The organism is Variovorax sp. P1_G12, from assembly GCF_056405555.1.
In genome coordinates this window covers 123,273-138,448 of sequence record NZ_JBFUBW010000019.1, presented here as the reverse complement: position 1 = coordinate 138,448, position 15,176 = coordinate 123,273, and the positions used below count along the sequence as shown (strand labels likewise).

Below are 15,176 nucleotides of genomic sequence, written 5' to 3'. Positions count from 1 at the left end.
CTGCGCCAGGCTGCGCACTTCCGACGCCACCACCGCGAAGCCCCGGCCCTGCTCGCCGGCGCGCGCGGCTTCCACGGCCGCGTTCAGCGCCAGGATGTTGGTCTGGAAGGCGATGCCGTCGATGACGCCGATGATGTCCACGATCTTGCGCGAGGAGGCGTTGATCGAGCCCATGGTGCCCACCACCTGGCCCACCACGCTGCCGCCTCGCACCGCCACCTCGGAGGCCGAGACCGCCAGCTGGTTCGCCTGCCGCGCGTTGTCGGCGTTCTGCTTCACCGTGCTGGTGAGTTCCTCCATCGAGGCCGCGGTCTGTTCCAGCGAGCTGGCCTGCTCTTCGGTGCGCGACGACAGGTCCTGGTTGCCGGTGGCGATCTGGTTCGACGCCGTCGCGATCGTGTCGGTGCCGCTGCGCACTTCGCCCACCACCTTCGCGAGGCTGTCGTTCATGTGCTTCAGCGCCTGCATCAGCTGGCCGGTCTCGTCGCGGCTTTCCACCTGGATGCGCGTGCTCAAGTCGCCCGCCGCCACCGACTCCGCCACCTTGACCGCCTTGTCGAGCGGCCTCGTGATGCTGCGCGAAATGAACCACGCGAACAGGCTGCCGAGGACCACCGTCAGGATGCTCAGCAGAAGCCGCAGGACGACGCCGCGCTCGTTGGCCGCATCGATCGCGCGGCCCATGTCGTCGATCGCCTGCCGTTCCATCGACAGCAATTCGAGCACGCGGCTTTCGTAGGCCTTCGCCGCCGGCAGGAACGACGCCTTGAAGACGCGCTCCGTCTCCTCCGCGTTACCGCTCGCCTTCGCCTTGCCCACCAGCTCCTTGGCGGCCTGGTACTTCGCGCGCAGCTCGACGATCGACTTGAAGGTCGCCTTCTCGGAGTCGGTCGCCAGCAGCGCCTCGACCTTCGCCATGGTCTCGCTGCCCTTCTTGACGCTGTCGGAAATCACCTCGGCGAAGGTGACGGGCAGCGTCTCGTCGGTGGTCTTGGCGATCATCGAGGTGCGCGCGATGGCCGAATAGGTCAGCACGTACCAGTCCGCGATGAGCCGCTCCTTGGCCAGCGGCATCTGCATCATGTGGCGGGTGGCTTCCGCGTTGTTTCGCGCACTGACCAGCGCAATCGTGGTCGAGACCATCGTCAGGCCCAGGACGATGGCGAAGCCGATGGCGAGGCGGGTTCCGATGCGAACGTTGGACAGGAGATTCATGAGGGGGCTCGGAGTTGGAAGTTCGCTTTATTTCAGACCGCGGCGGCCTCGATCAGGCCCATTTCCTCGCTCGACATGAGCCGGTCGATGTCCACCAGGATCAGCATCCGCTCGTCCAGCGTCCCCAGCCCGATCAGGTAGTCCGTGTCCAGCACCGAGCCCATTGCCGGCGCCGGCTTGATCTGCTCCGGCGACAGCGTGATCACGTCCGACACGCTGTCCACCACCATCCCCACCACCCGGCCTCTGATGTTCAGCACGATCACCACCGTGAACTGGTCGTAGCTCGGCGTCCCCAGCGCGAACTTGATCCGCATGTCGATGATCGGAACGATGATCCCGCGCAGGTTCACCACCCCCTTGATGTACTCCGGCGCGTTCGCGATCCGCGTCACCGCGTCGTAGCCGCGCAGTTCCTGTACCTTCTGGATGTCGATGCCGTATTCCTCCTCGCCCAGCGTGAAGGAAAGAAACTCGAGCGGCCTGGCCGCGCGCGCCGCCGGAGCGGCTGCTTCCTGGAGGGACTGCTTGCCTTGATCTGCGTTCATTTCGTTGACTCCATGACTTGAAACTTGCTCTTGCCGCGGGTGCTGCCCCCGGCATCCATCCTGAAGACGCTGACTGCGTCCACCAGGCCCCCGGCCTGCGCCTGCAGCGACTGCGCGGCGGCCGCGGCCTCTTCCACCAGTGCCGCGTTCTGCTGCGTCACCTGGTCCATCTGCGTGATGGCCTGGTTGATCTGCTCGATCCCCGAGGTCTGCTCCCGGCTCGCCGTCGTGATCTCGCCCATGATGTCGGTCACGCGCTTCACGCTGCCGACGATCTCTTCCATGGTCTTGCCCGCCTCGGCCACCAGCGCGCTGCCCGCGCCGACCTTGCCCACCGAGTCGTCGATCAGGCCCTTGATCTCCTTGGCCGCGCCGGCGGAGCGCTGCGCGAGGTTGCGCACCTCGGCCGCCACCACCGCGAAGCCCCGGCCCTGTTCGCCGGCCCGCGCGGCTTCCACCGCGGCGTTCAGCGCCAGGATGTTGGTCTGGAAGGCGATGCCGTCGATGACGCCAATGATGTCGACGATCCGGCGCGAGGACGCGTTGATCGAGGCCATGGTGTCGACCACCTGGCTCACCACCTCCCCGCCCTTCACAGCCACCTCCGATGCAGAGGCTGCGAGCTCGTCGGCCTGGCGCGCGTTGTCGGCGTTCTGCTTCACGGTGCTCGTGAGCTCTTCCATCGAGGCCGCGGTCTGTTCCAGCGCACTCGCCTGCTCCTCGGTGCGCGACGACAGGTCCTGGTTGCCCGCGGCGATCTGGCCCGAGGCGGTCATCACGCCGGCGACGCTGGCCCCGACATCCGCAACGATCGCGAACAGGTTCGCGCTCATCTGGTTCAGCGCCCGCAGCAAGCCCTTGGTCTCGTCGCCGGGACGGATCTGGAACTCGGTCAACGCGCCGCCCGCGATGGCCTGCGCAACGCACACGGCCTGATCCAGCGGTTGGAAGACCGTGCGTGCGAGGAAATGACCCAGACCGATCCAGGCCAGCGCGGAGCCCAGCGACGCTCCCGCGATCAGCGTCGGCAACCAGCCGGGCGCGCTCGATGCCGCGGCGAGCGGTGCGACCGCCGACCAGGCCACGGCGCCGATGCCCAGCGAGAGCATCGCGGCACCGGCGGCGACCCCGGAAATCCGGCGCCGGATCGGAATGCGGCGCAGGCTGCCGATCGGGTCCGAGATGCCGCGGGAGACCACCTCCCCCTGGAAGATCCGCAGGCCCGATGCCTGGCCGTCGAGAATGCGGCGATAGATCCGCCCGGCTTGGTCGACTTCGGCACGATCGGGTTCTCGGCGCACCGACATGTAGCCCTCGGTCACGCCGTTGCGGTGGATCGGCGTCACGTTCGCCTGGACCCAGTAGAAATCGCCGTTCTTGCGGCGGTTCTTGACCAGGCCGGTCCAGGGCAGGCCGCGAGCCAGCGTGTCCCACATGTCGGAGAAGGCCTCCGGCGGCATGTCGGGATGGCGCACGATGTTGTGGGCCTTGCCCATGAGCTCATCGAGGGCGTAGCCGCTGACCTCCACGAAGGTCGGGTTGACGTAGGTGATGCGCCCCTTGAGATCGGTGCGGGACACCAGGGCTGCGCCCTTCGGCAGCCGATATTCCTGGTCGTTGACGGGTAGATTGACACGCATTCGCTTCAGCGCTTTCCAATGGGTTCGACGCGCGTGCGGATGCACCGCGTCCGGATTCGAATTCGAGCCTGCACATGCTCACGACCTGCGTGGTTGGGAAATGACTCTCTCCGGGTTATCGGCAGCGGGTCGCCAGTCCTGAAGGGCTGGCTTTGAAAATTCGGTTCAGCCGTCCGCGCGAGGCCCTCCGAATGCAGGCTCGCTGCGTCCGCCGCTGCCGGCTCCCACCTTGAAGACGCTCACCGCCTGCACCAGGCTCGACGCCTGTTCCTGCAGCGAGCCGGCGGCCGCCGCGGCCTCTTCCACCAGCGCCGCGTTCTGCTGCGTCACCTGGTCCATCTGCGTGATCGCCTGGTTGATCTGCTCGATCCCCGAGGTCTGCTCCTGGCTCGCCGCCGTGATCTCGCCCATGATGTCCGTCACGCGCTTCACGCTGTCCACGATCTCTTCCATCGTCCGGCCCGCTTGCGCCACCTGCTTGCTGCCTTCCTCGACCTTGTCCACCGAGTCTCCGATCAGCGTCTTGATCTCCTTGGCCGCAGCCGCCGAGCGCTGCGCCAGGCTGCGCACTTCCGACGCCACCACCGCGAAGCCCCGGCCCTGCTCGCCGGCCCGCGCGGCTTCCACCGCCGCGTTCAGCGCCAGGATGTTGGTCTGGAAGGCGATGCCGTCGATGACGCCGATGATGTCCACGATCTTGCGCGAGGAGGCATTGATCGAGCCCATGGTGTCGACCACCTGGCCCACCACGCTGCCGCCGCGCACCGCCACCTCGGAGGCCGAGACGGCCAGCTGGTTCGCCTGCCGCGCGTTGTCGGCGTTCTGCTTCACCGTGCTCGTGAGCTCTTCCATCGAGGCCGCGGTCTCTTCCAGCGAGCTCGCCTGCTCCTCGGTGCGCGACGACAGGTCCTGGTTGCCCGTGGCGATCTGGCCCGAGGCGGTCGCAATGGTGTCGGTGCCCGTGCGCACTTCGCCTACCACCCTCGACAGGCTGTCGTTCATGTGTTGCAGGGCCTGCATCAGCTGGCCGGTCTCGTCGCGGCTTTCCACCTGGATGCGCGCGCTCAAGTCACCGGCCGCCACCGTCTCGGCCACCTTCACGGCCTGGCCCAGCGGGCGAACGATGCCGACCGTCAGGCGCCAGGCCAGAAAGGCGCCCACGACCAGCGCGACAGCGGCCAGCACGGCCATCGAAGTGCGGCCGGCGTCGTGCTCTTCCTCGATGCTCTTCGCCGTGGCGTCGATCTGGGCGTGCTCGTGGGCGGCAAGGGCGCCGACTGCCTTTTCGTAGGTCGAGAGTCCGGCCGCGAACTGGTTGTCGGCCAGCTTGTTGGCGCCTTCCATGTCATTGGCGGCCTTGAGCTTGTTCAGGGTACCCAGCATCTCGAGCACGGTCCGCCGCGCATCGGCCACTTCGGCGTAGAGCTTCTTTTCCTCGGGCGAGGTCAGCAGTGTCTCCAGCTGTTTCTGGAGCGGGTTGATGAGCGCCTGGCCCGCGGTCAGCTCCTTCTTGAAATAGGCTTCGGTGGCGCTGTCGGTCGCCTTGACGATGGCGAAGGTGCGCACGATGCTGGCCGCGAGCAGCTTGGCCCATTCGCCGACCATGCGCTCCTTGACCAGCGGGCCTTCGACCATCTGATGCGTGGCGTTGCCGACATTGGCGAGGCGCAGCATGCCGGTCGCGGATATAAGGACGATCAGCACCAGCATGGCGGCGAAGCCGACGCCCAGGCGCGTGCCTATTTTCAGATCTCTCACACTCATGACACTCTTCTTTCAATGATCGAACGGATGGGTCGGGACGGCATCGCGCCCGGGTCTAGAACTCGGTCCAGTCGCCCGCGCCGGCCGTGGCGGGCCGGGGTGCGGGCGCGGCCGCCTTGGGACGCAGGGCCGGGGCGGATGCCTTGGCGCGTGCCCCGGGCGCGCTGACGGCGAGCGGCGTAGCGCGCACGGGGGCGCGGCTCGGTTCGGCCCCGGCGTCGTCGCCCAGCTTGAAGGTGCCGACGATCTGCGACAGATTGCCGGCCTGCGCCTGCAGCGATTGCGCCGCGGCCGAGGCCTCCTCGACCAGCGCCGCGTTCTGCTGCGTCACCTGGTCCATCTGCGTGACCGCCTGGTTGATCTGCTCGATCCCGGAGGTCTGCTCCTGGCTCGCCGCCGTGATCTCGCCCATGATGTCCGTCACGCGCTTCACGCTGCCGACGATCTCTTCCATGGTCTTGCCCGCTTCGGCCACCAGCGCGCTGCCCGCGCCGACCTTGCCCACCGAGTCGTCGATCAGGCCCTTGATCTCCTTGGCCGCGGCCGCCGAGCGCTGCGCGAGGTTGCGGACTTCGGCGGCCACGACCGCAAAGCCCTTGCCCTGCTCGCCCGCCCGGGCGGCTTCCACCGCCGCGTTCAACGCCAGGATGTTGGTCTGGAAGGCGATGCCGTCGATGACACCGATGATGTCGACGATCTTCTTGGAAGAGGCATTGATGGACGCCATGGTGTCCACCACCTGGCTCACCACTTCGCCGCCCTTGACCGCCACTTCGGAGGCCGAGGCCGCCAGCTGGTTGGCCTGGCGCGCGTTGTCGGCGTTCTGCTTCACGGTCGAGGTCAGCTCTTCCATCGACGCCGCGGTCTGTTCCAGCGAACTGGCCTGCTCTTCGGTGCGCGACGACAGGTCCTGGTTGCCCGCCGCGATCTCCTGGGAGGCGACCACGATCGAGTCGGTCGAGGTCTTGATGCGCCCCACCAGGTCGGTCAAGGTGTCTTCCATCTCGCCCATGCCGCGCAACAGCCGGCCGAAATCACCGCCGCGATCGGTCTCGAATTCCTTGCTCAGGTCGCCGGAGGCCACGGTGTCGGCGATCAGCAGCGCCTCGTCGATCGGCTGCACGATGCTGCGCGTCAGCAGCCACGCCAGCAGCGAACCCAGCGCCAGCGCGGCCGCGGCGAGCGCGATCAGGTTGATGCGGCCTGCGCGATAGAGCGCATCGATCTCGGCCGCCGACTTGTCGATCTGCTCTTCTTCATGGGCCAGGATGCTGCGGATGCTGGCGTCGTAGCCGTCGAGCGTGGGCACCAGCTTGTCCCTGGCGATGCCCATCGCCTCCTCCTGCTTGCCGTCGGCCTTGAGCTTCAGGAGCATGTTCCGCAGCTCGATGTATTCGGCGCGCTTCTTCTTGATGTCTGCCGACAGCGCCAATTCCTCCGGCGAGCTCAGCAGCTCTTCGAGCTTCTTCTGGGTCTCGGAGATCGTGCTGCTGGTCTTGGCCATGCCCTTCTGCAGGTACTCCTGGACCTCGGGGTCGCCGGACTTCAGAAGCGAATAGGTGCGCACGCTGTTGGTGCTGGTGCCGAGCAGCCAGCTCGCGGCCAGCCGCTCCTTCGCCAGCGAGCGCTTCGCCATGTCGTGGGTGGCATCGCCCACCGCCTGCAGGCGCAGCACGCCGATGCACGCGATCGCGGCCACCAGGGCCAGGATCAAGGCGAACCCGGCACCCAGGCGGGTGCCGATCTTCCATTCTTTCATTCCATGCTCCGATCGATTCGTTGGTTGTCTCTGATGCTTCTGGCCGCTGCCGGCCTCAGGCGGCCAGCTTCTCGATCAGGCCCATGTCGTCGCTCGACATGAGCCGGTCGATGTCCACCAGGATCAGCATCCGCTCGTCCAGCGTCCCCAGCCCGATCAGGTAGTCCGTGTCCAGCACCGAGCCCATCGCCGGCGCCGGCTTGATCTGTTCCGGCGACAGCGTGATCACGTCCGACACGCTGTCCACCACCATCCCCACCACCCGCCCCCCGATGTTCAGCACGATCACCACCGTGAACTGGTCATAGCTCGGCGTCCCCAGCGCGAACTTGATCCGCATGTCGATGATCGGAACGATGATTCCGCGCAGGTTCACCACCCCCTTGATGTACTCCGGCGCGTTCGCGATCCGCGTCACCGCGTCGTAGCCGCGCAGCTCCTGCACCTTCTGGATGTCGATGCCGTACTCCTCCTCGCCCAGCGTGAAGGTGACCACCTCCAGCCGGTTCGCGTTCGCGTTCGAGAGGGGCGCGGAGGCAGCGCCGCCCGCATGTGTCTGAAGGCTCGTGATCTCTGCCATGGGATTCCTTTGGGGTGGGCTGTGAAGTGTTGTTCGAACGAGGATCGCCTTGCTCGCGCCGGCGCTCAGACGAACTTCTGCATGATGCGAACCAGTTTCTGGCCGTACTGCGGATCGGTCGCGTAGCCCGCGCGCTGCAGGCCGTGCGCGGCTTCGGTCGGATCGTTGGTCGCCAGCACGTTGGCGTAGCGCGGATTGCGGGTCATGAAGCGCGCGTAGTCGGTGAAGGCTTCCTCGTAGGAGCCGTAGGCCCTGAACTTCGCGCGGATGCGCTGCGGCTCGCCATCCACGTATTCGGTGGTGGTGGTCTCGACCACCGGCCCCTGCCAGCTGCGGTCGGCCTTGATGCCGAACAGGTTGAAGCTCTGCGTGCCGTCGTCGGCGCGGATCTCGCGCTTGCCCCAGCCGGATTCGAGCGCGGCCTGCGCCAGGATCAGCGGCGCCGGCACGCCGCTGGCGGCACTCGCGGCCTGCGCCGAGGCGCCCATGCGGTTGACGAAGCTGTCGACGTGGCCCTGCAACGACGCGACCGCCCCGGCCGCACCGCCCGAGCGGTCGTTGTTGACCTGGTAGGCGCTCAGGTCGACGCGGCCGGTCGGCGTCGAAGGCAACGAGCCGAGCGGGATGCCGGCCTGCGGCGACAGCGGCAGGCCGCCGCGCGGCGCCAGCGACAGGCCGGCCGGATTCGGATCGCCATCGCCCGCGCCGGCGGAGGCCGCCCGCTGCAGCTGCGCCAGCATCGCCTCGGCCAGCCCCAGGCCGCGGCCCGAAAGGTTCTGCGACAGCTGCTGGTCCAGCATCGACGTGTAGATCTTCTCGTTCTGTCCATCGAGCAGGCCGCCCGACGGCGTCGCCTCGCGCATGCTCTTGAGCACCATGTTCATGAACATGGCCTCGAACTGCCGCGAGACCTGCTTGAGGCCCTCCTCGGGCGAGCTGCGCACGGTGCGCCGCAGCGCATCGACACCCTGGACATCGAGCGCGAAGCGCTGGTCCAGCGCGCCGGCGCGGCTGGCCGCGTCGCTGCCTGACCCTGAATTGGCTGCGGTGATCGCCATGTCCGGCCTCAGATGATCTCGAGCTCGGCGCGCAGGGCGCCGGCCGTCTTCATGGCTTGCAGGATCGACACCAGATCCATCGGATTCGCGCCCAGGGAGTTGAGCCCCTTGATCACGTCGGCCAGCGAGGCGCCGCCGCGCACCATCTGCAGCGCGCCGCCGGGCTGGTTGATCGAGATCTCCGAGGTCTGCGAGGTGACCGTGCGGCCATTCGAGAACGGCCCCGGCTGGCTCACCACCGGCTCGGTGTTGATGACCACCGACAGGCTGCCGTGCGCGATCGCGCAGTCGTTCACCCGCACCGCCTGGTTCATCACCACCGAGCCGGTGCGCGCGTTGATCACGACCCGGGCCACCGCCTGCGTCGGCGTGACCTCCAGGCCTTCGAGGCGGGCCAGGAATCCGACCCGCGCCTGCGCGGAGGCAGGCACCCGCACGCGGATCACGCGGGCATCGACCGCCTCGGCGGTGCCGCTGCCGAACTGGCGGTCGATCGCCTCCACCGCGCGCTGCGCGGTGCCGAAGTCGGAGCGCATCAGTTCGAGCGTGAGACCGCCGTCGCCGCCGACCGCGGCTTCGACCACGCGCTCGACGGTCCCGCCGGCGGGAATGCGTCCGGAACTGAGCTGGTTGATCTGGACCTTGCTGCCGTTGGCCGAGGCGCCGGCGCCGCCGACCACCATGTTGCCCTGGGCGATCGCGTACACCGCGCCGTCCACGCCCTTGAGCGGTGTCATCAGCAAGGTGCCGCCGCGCAGGCTCTTGGCGTTGCCCATCGAGGACACGGTGACGTCGATGGTCTGTCCCGGCCGCGCAAACGACGGCAGCGTGGCCGTGACCATCACCGCGGCGACGTTCTTGAGCTGCATGTTCACGCCCTGCGGGATCGTGATGCCGAGCTGCTGCAGCATGTTGTTCAGGCTCTGGGTCGTGAACGGCGTCTGCATGGTCTGGTCGCCGGTGCCGTCGAGGCCCACCATCAGGCCGTAGCCGATCAGGGCGTTGTCGCGCACGCCCTGGATGCTGGCGAGCTCCTTCAGGCGCTCGGCCTTCGCGGGCGGAGGCAGGCACAGCGCGAACAGCACCGCGAAGCCGATGCCAGCTGCCGCCTTGACGAAGGCCGGGATCCGGGCGCGCCGCAGCGCCGATGCGCCGTCCTGGGAATGGGTGGCCACGCGAGGTGGACTGGACAGGGAATGTGTCATGGTCAGAAGGGCATCACGTTCAGGAAAATTCTCTGCATCCAGCCCATGTGCTGCGCCTCGTCGATGTAGCCCTTGGCCGTGTATTCGATGCGCGCGTCGGCCACCTGTGTCGACAGCACGGTGTTGTTGCCGGTCACCGTGCGCGGGTTCACCACGCCCGAGAAGCGGATGAACTCGGTGCCTTGGTTGATACCCATCTGCTTCTCGCCGCTGACCAGCAGGTTGCCGTTGCCCAGCACGTCCACGACCGTGACCGTGATCACGCCGGTGAAGGTGTTGGCCGCGTTGGCACCGCCCTTGGCGGTGAGCGCGTTCTTGCCCGAGAGCTTGGCGTCCTGGCCATCGAGCAGGCCGCCGAGCACCTTGGGAATGGAGGCGAAGGCCGCGCCCACGCTGCCGTCGCGGCTCGCGTTGGCGCCGGAGTTCTTGCTGGCGTTGAGCTTCTCGCTGATGACGATGGTCAGGATGTCGCCGACGTTGCGTGGCCGGCGGTCCTCGAACAGCGCGACGCTGCGATTCGTTTCCTGGAAGATCGAGCCACTGGCTTCGCGCGCCGGCGAGATCGCCTGCGGTTCCGCACGCGCCGTCATCGGCTGGTGCACCAGCGGATCGCGCGGGATCTGGGCGCAGCCCGTGGCCAGCAGCACCGCACCCATCGCAAGCAGCGGTCCCATTCCAGGAACTCCGCGGAACCGGCTTTGCCGGGCCGCTGGCGTTGCCCCCGGCGAGGGGGTGGGCGGCCACACGAAGTGGGCAAGCCTGGGGGTGATCACAGCTGCGCCAGCCGTTGCAGCATCTGGTCGGAGCTCTGGATCGCCTTGCTGTTGATCTCGTAGGCGCGCTGCGTCGCGATCATGTTGACCAGTTCCTCGACCACGTTGACGTTCGAGGCCTCGACATAGCCCTGGCTCAGGATGCCGGCGCCGTCGAGGCCCGGGTTCACGAGGTTGGGCGCGCCCGACGAATCGGTCTCGTGGTAGAGGTTCTCGCCCACGCTCTGCAGGCCGGCGGGGTTCAGGAAAGTGGCGAGCTGCAACTGGCCCACCTGCACCGTGGCGGTGCTGCCGGCCTGGGTGACCGAGACGATGCCGTCGCGGCCGACCGTCAGGCTGGTCGCGTTCTGCGGGATCGTGATCGCCGGCTGGATCGTGAAGCCGCTGGCGGTCACGAGCTGGCCGTCGCGGTCGGTCTGGAAGGAACCGTCGCGCGAGTAGGAGGTGGTGCCGTCCGGCATCAGCACCTGGAAGAAGCCCGCGCCATTGATCGCCACATCCTTCGGGTTGTCGGTCTTGGTCATGTTGCCCTGCGCGTGGATGCGCTCGGTGGCGACCACGTGCACGCCGGTGCCGACCTGCAGGCCCGAGGGCAGGCGCGTCTGGTCGGAGGTCTGGCCGCCGACCTGGCGCAGGTTCTGGTACATCAGATCCTCGAACACCGCGCGGCTGCGCTTGAAGCCGGTGGTGCCGACGTTGGCCAGGTTGTTGGACACGACGTCGAGCTGCGTCTGCTGGGCTTCGAGGCCGGTCTTGGCCACATAAAGGGAACGAATCATTGAATTACTCCTGCGGGGGTGTTGCGGCTCAGCCGTAGGCCAGCAGCTTGTTGGCCGACTGCGCGTTGGTGTCGGCGGTCTGGATCGACTTCATCTGCATCTCGAAGCTGCGGCCGTTGGCGATCATGGCCACCATGGCCTCGACCGGATTGACGTTGCTGCCCTCGACCATGCCGGCGGCGACCACGACGTTGGCATCGGCCTCGGCCGGCGGCAGCCCGTCGCGCATGCGGAACAAGCCGTCATCGCCGCGCACCAGGCTGGCGACGGGCGGGTTGACCAGCTTCAGGCGCCCGACCTGTGCCACGCCCACCGCCGGATCGCCGGCGCCGCGCGCCGCGATCGAGCCGTCGGCGGCGATAGTCACGGTCGAGCCGGGCGGGATCACCAGCGGACCGCCGTCGCCCACCACCGGCCGCGCGCCCATGGTCATCACCTGCCCGTCGGCACCGACCTGCAGGTTGCCGACGCGGGTGTAGGCCTCGCCGCCACCCGGCGTCTGCACCACCAGCCAGCCTTCGCCGCGCACCGCGACGTCGAGCTCGCGGCCGGTTTCGGTCAGCGGGCCATGCGTGAAGTCGGCGCCCGGGGTGGTCGCGGCCACGAAGGCGCGCGTCGGCGCTTCCTCGCCGACCACCGGCACGGCGCGGAAGTTGTTGATCTGCGCCCGGAAACCCGGGGTCGAGACGTTCGCCATGTTGTTGGCGACCGAGGCCTGCTGCTCCATGGCCTGCTTGGCGCCGCTCATGGCGACATACAACATTCGATCCACTGTGTGCTCCTGGTAGTGAGGGACTGCGTCTGTTCAGGGCCGCGCGTCAGCGGATGTTCATCAGCGTCTGCATGACCTGGTCCTGCGTCTTCACGGTCTGCGCATTGGCCTGGTAGTTGCGCTGCGCGACGATCAGGTTGACCAGTTCGGACGTCAGGTCGACGTTGGAGGACTCGAGCGCGCCCGCGGCCAGCGAGCCCTGCTTGGTGCCTTCACCCGGAGTGCTGGTGAGGGCCGAGCCCGAGGCCTGCGTCTCGGCGTACATGTTGTCGCCCTTCGGCTCGAGCCCGTTCGGGTTTGCGAAGGACGACAGCACGACCTGGCCCATCAGCTTGGACTGCTCGTTGGAATACTTGCCGGTGATGGTGCCGTCCGGATTGATCGAGAACGAGGTCAGCACGCCCGAGGTGTAGCCGTCCTGGCTCAGCTTGCTCATGCCGTTGGCGGTGCCGAACTGCGTCGTGCCGCTGAGGTCGACTTTGATGTTGACCGGCGACGAGCCGTTGGCGAAATTCAGCGCCGGCAGCGTGATCGCGCCGCCCACGGGTGCCGTGAGGTTGCCGTTGGTGTCGAAGGTCATATTGGACAACGCGGCACCGCCGTTGATCGGCGCGCCGTCGGCCGTTCCGTAGACGCTCCAAGCATTGGCACCGGTCTTCACGAAATAGACCGACAGGTCATGCGCATTGCCCAGCGAGTCGTAGATCGGGCCGGCGGCGTTGGAATAGTTGAAGGTCGCCGAATCGGTGGCGTTGAACGGCGTCTTGATCGGCACCGTGTTGCGCGCATCGAGATTGAACTCGGCGTCGACGCCGGTGGTCGCATTCGGCGTCATGGCCTGAGTCGGGATCTGGATCGCCGACGGCGTGCCGCCGTTGATGCCGCCGCTGGCGTTGACGCCGTAGCCGGTCAGGCGCAGGCCGCCAGCGTTGACGATGTAGCCGTCCTTGTCCTTGGTGAACTGGCCGTTGCGCGAGTACATGACTTCGCCGCTGGTGCTGGTCATTCGGAAGAAGCCGTCGCCGCTGAGGATCGCGACGTCCAAGGGTCGGCTGCTGGTCTGCGTCACGCCCTGCGTGAAGTTCTGCACCACGCCGGACACCGAGGCACCGAGCCCGATCCGGGAACCCGCATAGATGTCCTGGAAGGTCGCGGCCGCCGACTTGAAGCCGATGGTGCCCGAGTTGGCGATGTTGTTGCCGATCACATCGAGGTTCGCGGCGGCCACGCCGAGCCCGCTGACGCCTTGGGAAAAGCTCATGATGAATCCTTGGTTCGAAGCATTGAAGAGAAGGCCCGCGGCCGGAAAGCCGCCGGCGGAGGAAAGCGCGCGACGGTCCTCAGAGGAACATCCGCACGTCGGACAGCCCGATGCTCTGGCCCGATGCCAGTTCGAGAGTGACGCCGCCGGCGCCCTGCTTGACCGCTGCCACCTGCGCAAAGGTCAGCGCCGTGGCCTGGACGGCGGTGCCGCCGTTGCTGGCGGCCACGGCAAACTTGTAGCTGCCCGCCGGCACCACGTTGCCGGCGTCGTCCTTGCCGTCCCAGGTGGCGGCGTTGACGCCTTCGGTCATCGAGCCGGCCTCGATCGTGCGCACGGTCTTGCCGGTGGCGTCGACGATCTTGATCTGCACATCGCCGGCCGAGCCGGGCAGCTGGACCGCGAAGGCCTGCACCGCCGGATCCTTGCCCTCCTCGGGCGCCTTGGTGGCGAGGGTGTTGCCGGGCGACAGCACGCTGTAGCCGATCAGCGAGGCGGCCTGCAGCACCTGGTTGGAGCCGGTCTGGCTCACCAGGCCCGACAGCGTGCTGTTGAGCTTCTCGATGCCGCTCACCGTGCTCATCTGCGCCAGCTGCGAAGTCAGCTCGGCGTTCTGCATCGGGCTGAGCGGGTCCTGGTTGTTGAGCTGCGTGACCAGCAGCTTGAGAAAGCGCTGCTCGCTGTCGGCATTGGAGGCGCCGGCGGTGCCAGCCGCTGCGCTGGCTGCATTGGCGCCGGAAATGGAAGAGGTATCGGAGATGGCCATGGGAGCTTTCTGGGATGTTGTTTACTGGCCGACGGTCAGCGTCTTGAGCATCAGCGTCTTGGCGGTGTTGAGGACCTCGACATTGGCCTGGTAGCTGCGCGAGGCCGAGATCATGTTGGTCATCTCCTCGACCACGTTGACGTTGGGCATCGCGACGTAGCCGTCGGCATTGGCGTGCGGGCTCCGGGGGTCGAAGACCAGCTTCGCGGGCGCCGAGTCCTCGATCACGCCGGCGACCTTGACGCCGCCGATGTCCTGCCGGCCCGAGGCCGCGACCTCGAACACCACCTGCTTGGCGCGGTAGGGCTGGCCGTCGGGGCTGGCCGCGCTCTCGGCATTGGCGAGGTTGCTCGCGGTCACGTTCATGCGCTGCGATTGCGCGGCCATGGCGGAACCCGCCACGTTGAAGATGTTCATGGAAGTGCTGGGAAACGGCATGGCGTTCTTTCCTCTTCCTACTGCTGCACAGCGGCCAGCAGCGTCTTGATCTTGGCGCCGATCACCGTCAGGTTGGACTCGTAGCGCAGCGCGTTGTCGGCGAAGTTGATGCGCTCGGCATCCATCTCGACGCTGTTGCCGTCGATGCTCGACTGGCTCGGCACGCGGTAGAGCAGATCCTGGTCGGGCATCGCCTTCGCCTCGCCGGCCATGTGGCGCGACGAGGTGGTCACGAGCGCAAAGGACTGCGACTGCCGTCCCTGCTCCACGGCCTGCGTCAGCCGGCTCGCGAAATCGAAATCGCGCGCCTTGTAGTTCGGCGTGTCGGCGTGGGCGATATTGGCGGCCAGCACCTCCTGGCGCTGGGCCCGCAGATTGAGAGCCTCGCGGTTGAAGCTGAGTGCCGCATCGAGCTTGTCGATCATGTGGTTCCATCGGTTGGCATCGCGTCCGCACAAGACGGCATGGCGACAGATGGAAAGCGAGTCTATGCACGCATCGCGTTTGCAATGGGCTGAACAAAGGGGCATTTCGCCGGTACTTCGCGCCATCGCCTCGAGGGATCGATTCCTAGAATCACCTGGCGCCGGTGCGCTTCCCTCTCTTCAAGCACCTGCG

Annotated in this window: 15 protein-coding genes; all 15 read right to left on the bottom strand. The window is 67.3% G+C overall.

Going from position 1 to position 15,176, the window contains the following annotated elements; all coding sequences use genetic code 11:
- Positions 1-1,215, bottom strand: a 1,215-nt coding sequence (locus tag AC1D2O_RS21990; RefSeq protein ID WP_478157907.1) for a methyl-accepting chemotaxis protein, incomplete at its 3' end; no start/stop codon positions are given.
- A gap of 32 nt (positions 1,216-1,247) precedes the next feature.
- Positions 1,248-1,763 carry a chemotaxis protein CheW gene (locus tag AC1D2O_RS21985; RefSeq protein ID WP_478157906.1) on the bottom strand — a complete coding sequence of 172 codons (516 nt, stop codon included), beginning with the start codon at positions 1,761-1,763 and terminating at the stop codon, positions 1,248-1,250.
- Positions 1,760-3,403: a methyl-accepting chemotaxis protein gene (locus tag AC1D2O_RS21980; protein WP_478157905.1), complete on the bottom strand. Its 1,644-nt coding sequence runs from the start codon at positions 3,401-3,403 to the stop codon at positions 1,760-1,762. The genes AC1D2O_RS21985 and AC1D2O_RS21980 overlap by 4 nt, the downstream gene beginning before the upstream one ends.
- 165 nt (positions 3,404-3,568) lie before the next feature.
- Positions 3,569-5,167, bottom strand: a complete 1,599-nt coding sequence (locus AC1D2O_RS21975) for a methyl-accepting chemotaxis protein (protein WP_478157904.1) — start codon at positions 5,165-5,167, stop codon at positions 3,569-3,571.
- 55 nt (positions 5,168-5,222) lie between these two features.
- The gene (locus tag AC1D2O_RS21970) at positions 5,223-6,926 is read right to left on the bottom strand and encodes a methyl-accepting chemotaxis protein (protein WP_478157903.1); all 1,704 of its coding nucleotides are present in this window, start codon (positions 6,924-6,926) and stop codon (positions 5,223-5,225) included.
- A gap of 55 nt (positions 6,927-6,981) precedes the next feature.
- Positions 6,982-7,506, bottom strand: coding sequence for a chemotaxis protein CheW (locus AC1D2O_RS21965; protein WP_478157902.1), 525 nt, complete (start codon positions 7,504-7,506; stop codon positions 6,982-6,984).
- Between the two features lie 65 nt (positions 7,507-7,571).
- Positions 7,572-8,564, bottom strand: a complete 993-nt coding sequence (gene flgJ, locus AC1D2O_RS21960; RefSeq protein WP_478094677.1) for a flagellar assembly peptidoglycan hydrolase FlgJ — start codon at positions 8,562-8,564, stop codon at positions 7,572-7,574.
- Between the two features lie 8 nt (positions 8,565-8,572).
- Positions 8,573-9,769, bottom strand: coding sequence for a flagellar basal body P-ring protein FlgI (locus AC1D2O_RS21955; protein WP_478157901.1), 1,197 nt, complete (start codon positions 9,767-9,769; stop codon positions 8,573-8,575).
- 2 nt (positions 9,770-9,771) lie between these two features.
- Entirely contained in the window at positions 9,772-10,443 is a 672-nt protein-coding gene (locus tag AC1D2O_RS21950; RefSeq protein WP_478090026.1) for a flagellar basal body L-ring protein FlgH, read from the bottom strand.
- Between the two features lie 95 nt (positions 10,444-10,538).
- The gene (gene flgG, locus AC1D2O_RS21945; protein ID WP_478090027.1) at positions 10,539-11,321 is read right to left on the bottom strand and encodes a flagellar basal-body rod protein FlgG; all 783 of its coding nucleotides are present in this window, start codon (positions 11,319-11,321) and stop codon (positions 10,539-10,541) included.
- A 28-nt stretch (positions 11,322-11,349) separates the two neighbouring features.
- Positions 11,350-12,093 carry a flagellar basal body rod protein FlgF gene (locus AC1D2O_RS21940; RefSeq protein ID WP_478090028.1) on the bottom strand — a complete coding sequence of 248 codons (744 nt, stop codon included), beginning with the start codon at positions 12,091-12,093 and terminating at the stop codon, positions 11,350-11,352.
- 46 nt (positions 12,094-12,139) lie between these two features.
- On the bottom strand, positions 12,140-13,354 hold the full coding sequence (flgE, locus tag AC1D2O_RS21935) for a flagellar hook protein FlgE (protein WP_478090029.1): 1,215 nt from the start codon (positions 13,352-13,354) through the stop codon (positions 12,140-12,142).
- Positions 13,355-13,433: 79 nt separating this feature from the next.
- Positions 13,434-14,120, bottom strand: a complete 687-nt coding sequence (locus tag AC1D2O_RS21930) for a flagellar hook assembly protein FlgD (protein WP_478090030.1) — start codon at positions 14,118-14,120, stop codon at positions 13,434-13,436.
- A gap of 21 nt (positions 14,121-14,141) precedes the next feature.
- A complete protein-coding gene (gene flgC, locus AC1D2O_RS21925) occupies positions 14,142-14,537 on the bottom strand; it encodes a flagellar basal body rod protein FlgC (protein ID WP_478090040.1) in 396 nt (131 codons plus the stop codon).
- A gap of 38 nt (positions 14,538-14,575) precedes the next feature.
- The gene (gene flgB, locus AC1D2O_RS21920) at positions 14,576-14,983 is read right to left on the bottom strand and encodes a flagellar basal body rod protein FlgB (protein WP_478090031.1); all 408 of its coding nucleotides are present in this window, start codon (positions 14,981-14,983) and stop codon (positions 14,576-14,578) included.
- Between the last annotated feature and the right edge of the window lie 193 nt (positions 14,984-15,176).

Bases quoted from the DNA above. Each gene is read 5' to 3' on its own strand.
- AC1D2O_RS21985 (WP_478157906.1), bottom strand. From the start codon at position 1,763: ATGAACGCAGATCAAGGCAAGCAGTCCCTCCAGGAAGCAGCCGCTCCG.
- AC1D2O_RS21980 (WP_478157905.1), bottom strand. From the start codon at position 3,403: ATGCGTGTCAATCTACCCGTCAACGACCAGGAATATCGGCTGCCGAAG.
- AC1D2O_RS21975 (WP_478157904.1), bottom strand. From the start codon at position 5,167: ATGAGTGTGAGAGATCTGAAAATAGGCACGCGCCTGGGCGTCGGCTTC.
- AC1D2O_RS21970 (WP_478157903.1), bottom strand. From the start codon at position 6,926: ATGAAAGAATGGAAGATCGGCACCCGCCTGGGTGCCGGGTTCGCCTTG.
- AC1D2O_RS21965 (WP_478157902.1), bottom strand. From the start codon at position 7,506: ATGGCAGAGATCACGAGCCTTCAGACACATGCGGGCGGCGCTGCCTCC.
- flgJ (WP_478094677.1), bottom strand. From the start codon at position 8,564: ATGGCGATCACCGCAGCCAATTCAGGGTCAGGCAGCGACGCGGCCAGC.
- AC1D2O_RS21955 (WP_478157901.1), bottom strand. From the start codon at position 9,769: ATGACACATTCCCTGTCCAGTCCACCTCGCGTGGCCACCCATTCCCAG.
- AC1D2O_RS21950 (WP_478090026.1), bottom strand. From the start codon at position 10,443: ATGGGACCGCTGCTTGCGATGGGTGCGGTGCTGCTGGCCACGGGCTGC.
- flgG (WP_478090027.1), bottom strand. From the start codon at position 11,321: ATGATTCGTTCCCTTTATGTGGCCAAGACCGGCCTCGAAGCCCAGCAG.
- flgE (WP_478090029.1), bottom strand. From the start codon at position 13,354: ATGAGCTTTTCCCAAGGCGTCAGCGGGCTCGGCGTGGCCGCCGCGAAC.
- AC1D2O_RS21930 (WP_478090030.1), bottom strand. From the start codon at position 14,120: ATGGCCATCTCCGATACCTCTTCCATTTCCGGCGCCAATGCAGCCAGC.
- flgC (WP_478090040.1), bottom strand. From the start codon at position 14,537: ATGAACATCTTCAACGTGGCGGGTTCCGCCATGGCCGCGCAATCGCAG.
- flgB (WP_478090031.1), bottom strand. From the start codon at position 14,983: ATGATCGACAAGCTCGATGCGGCACTCAGCTTCAACCGCGAGGCTCTC.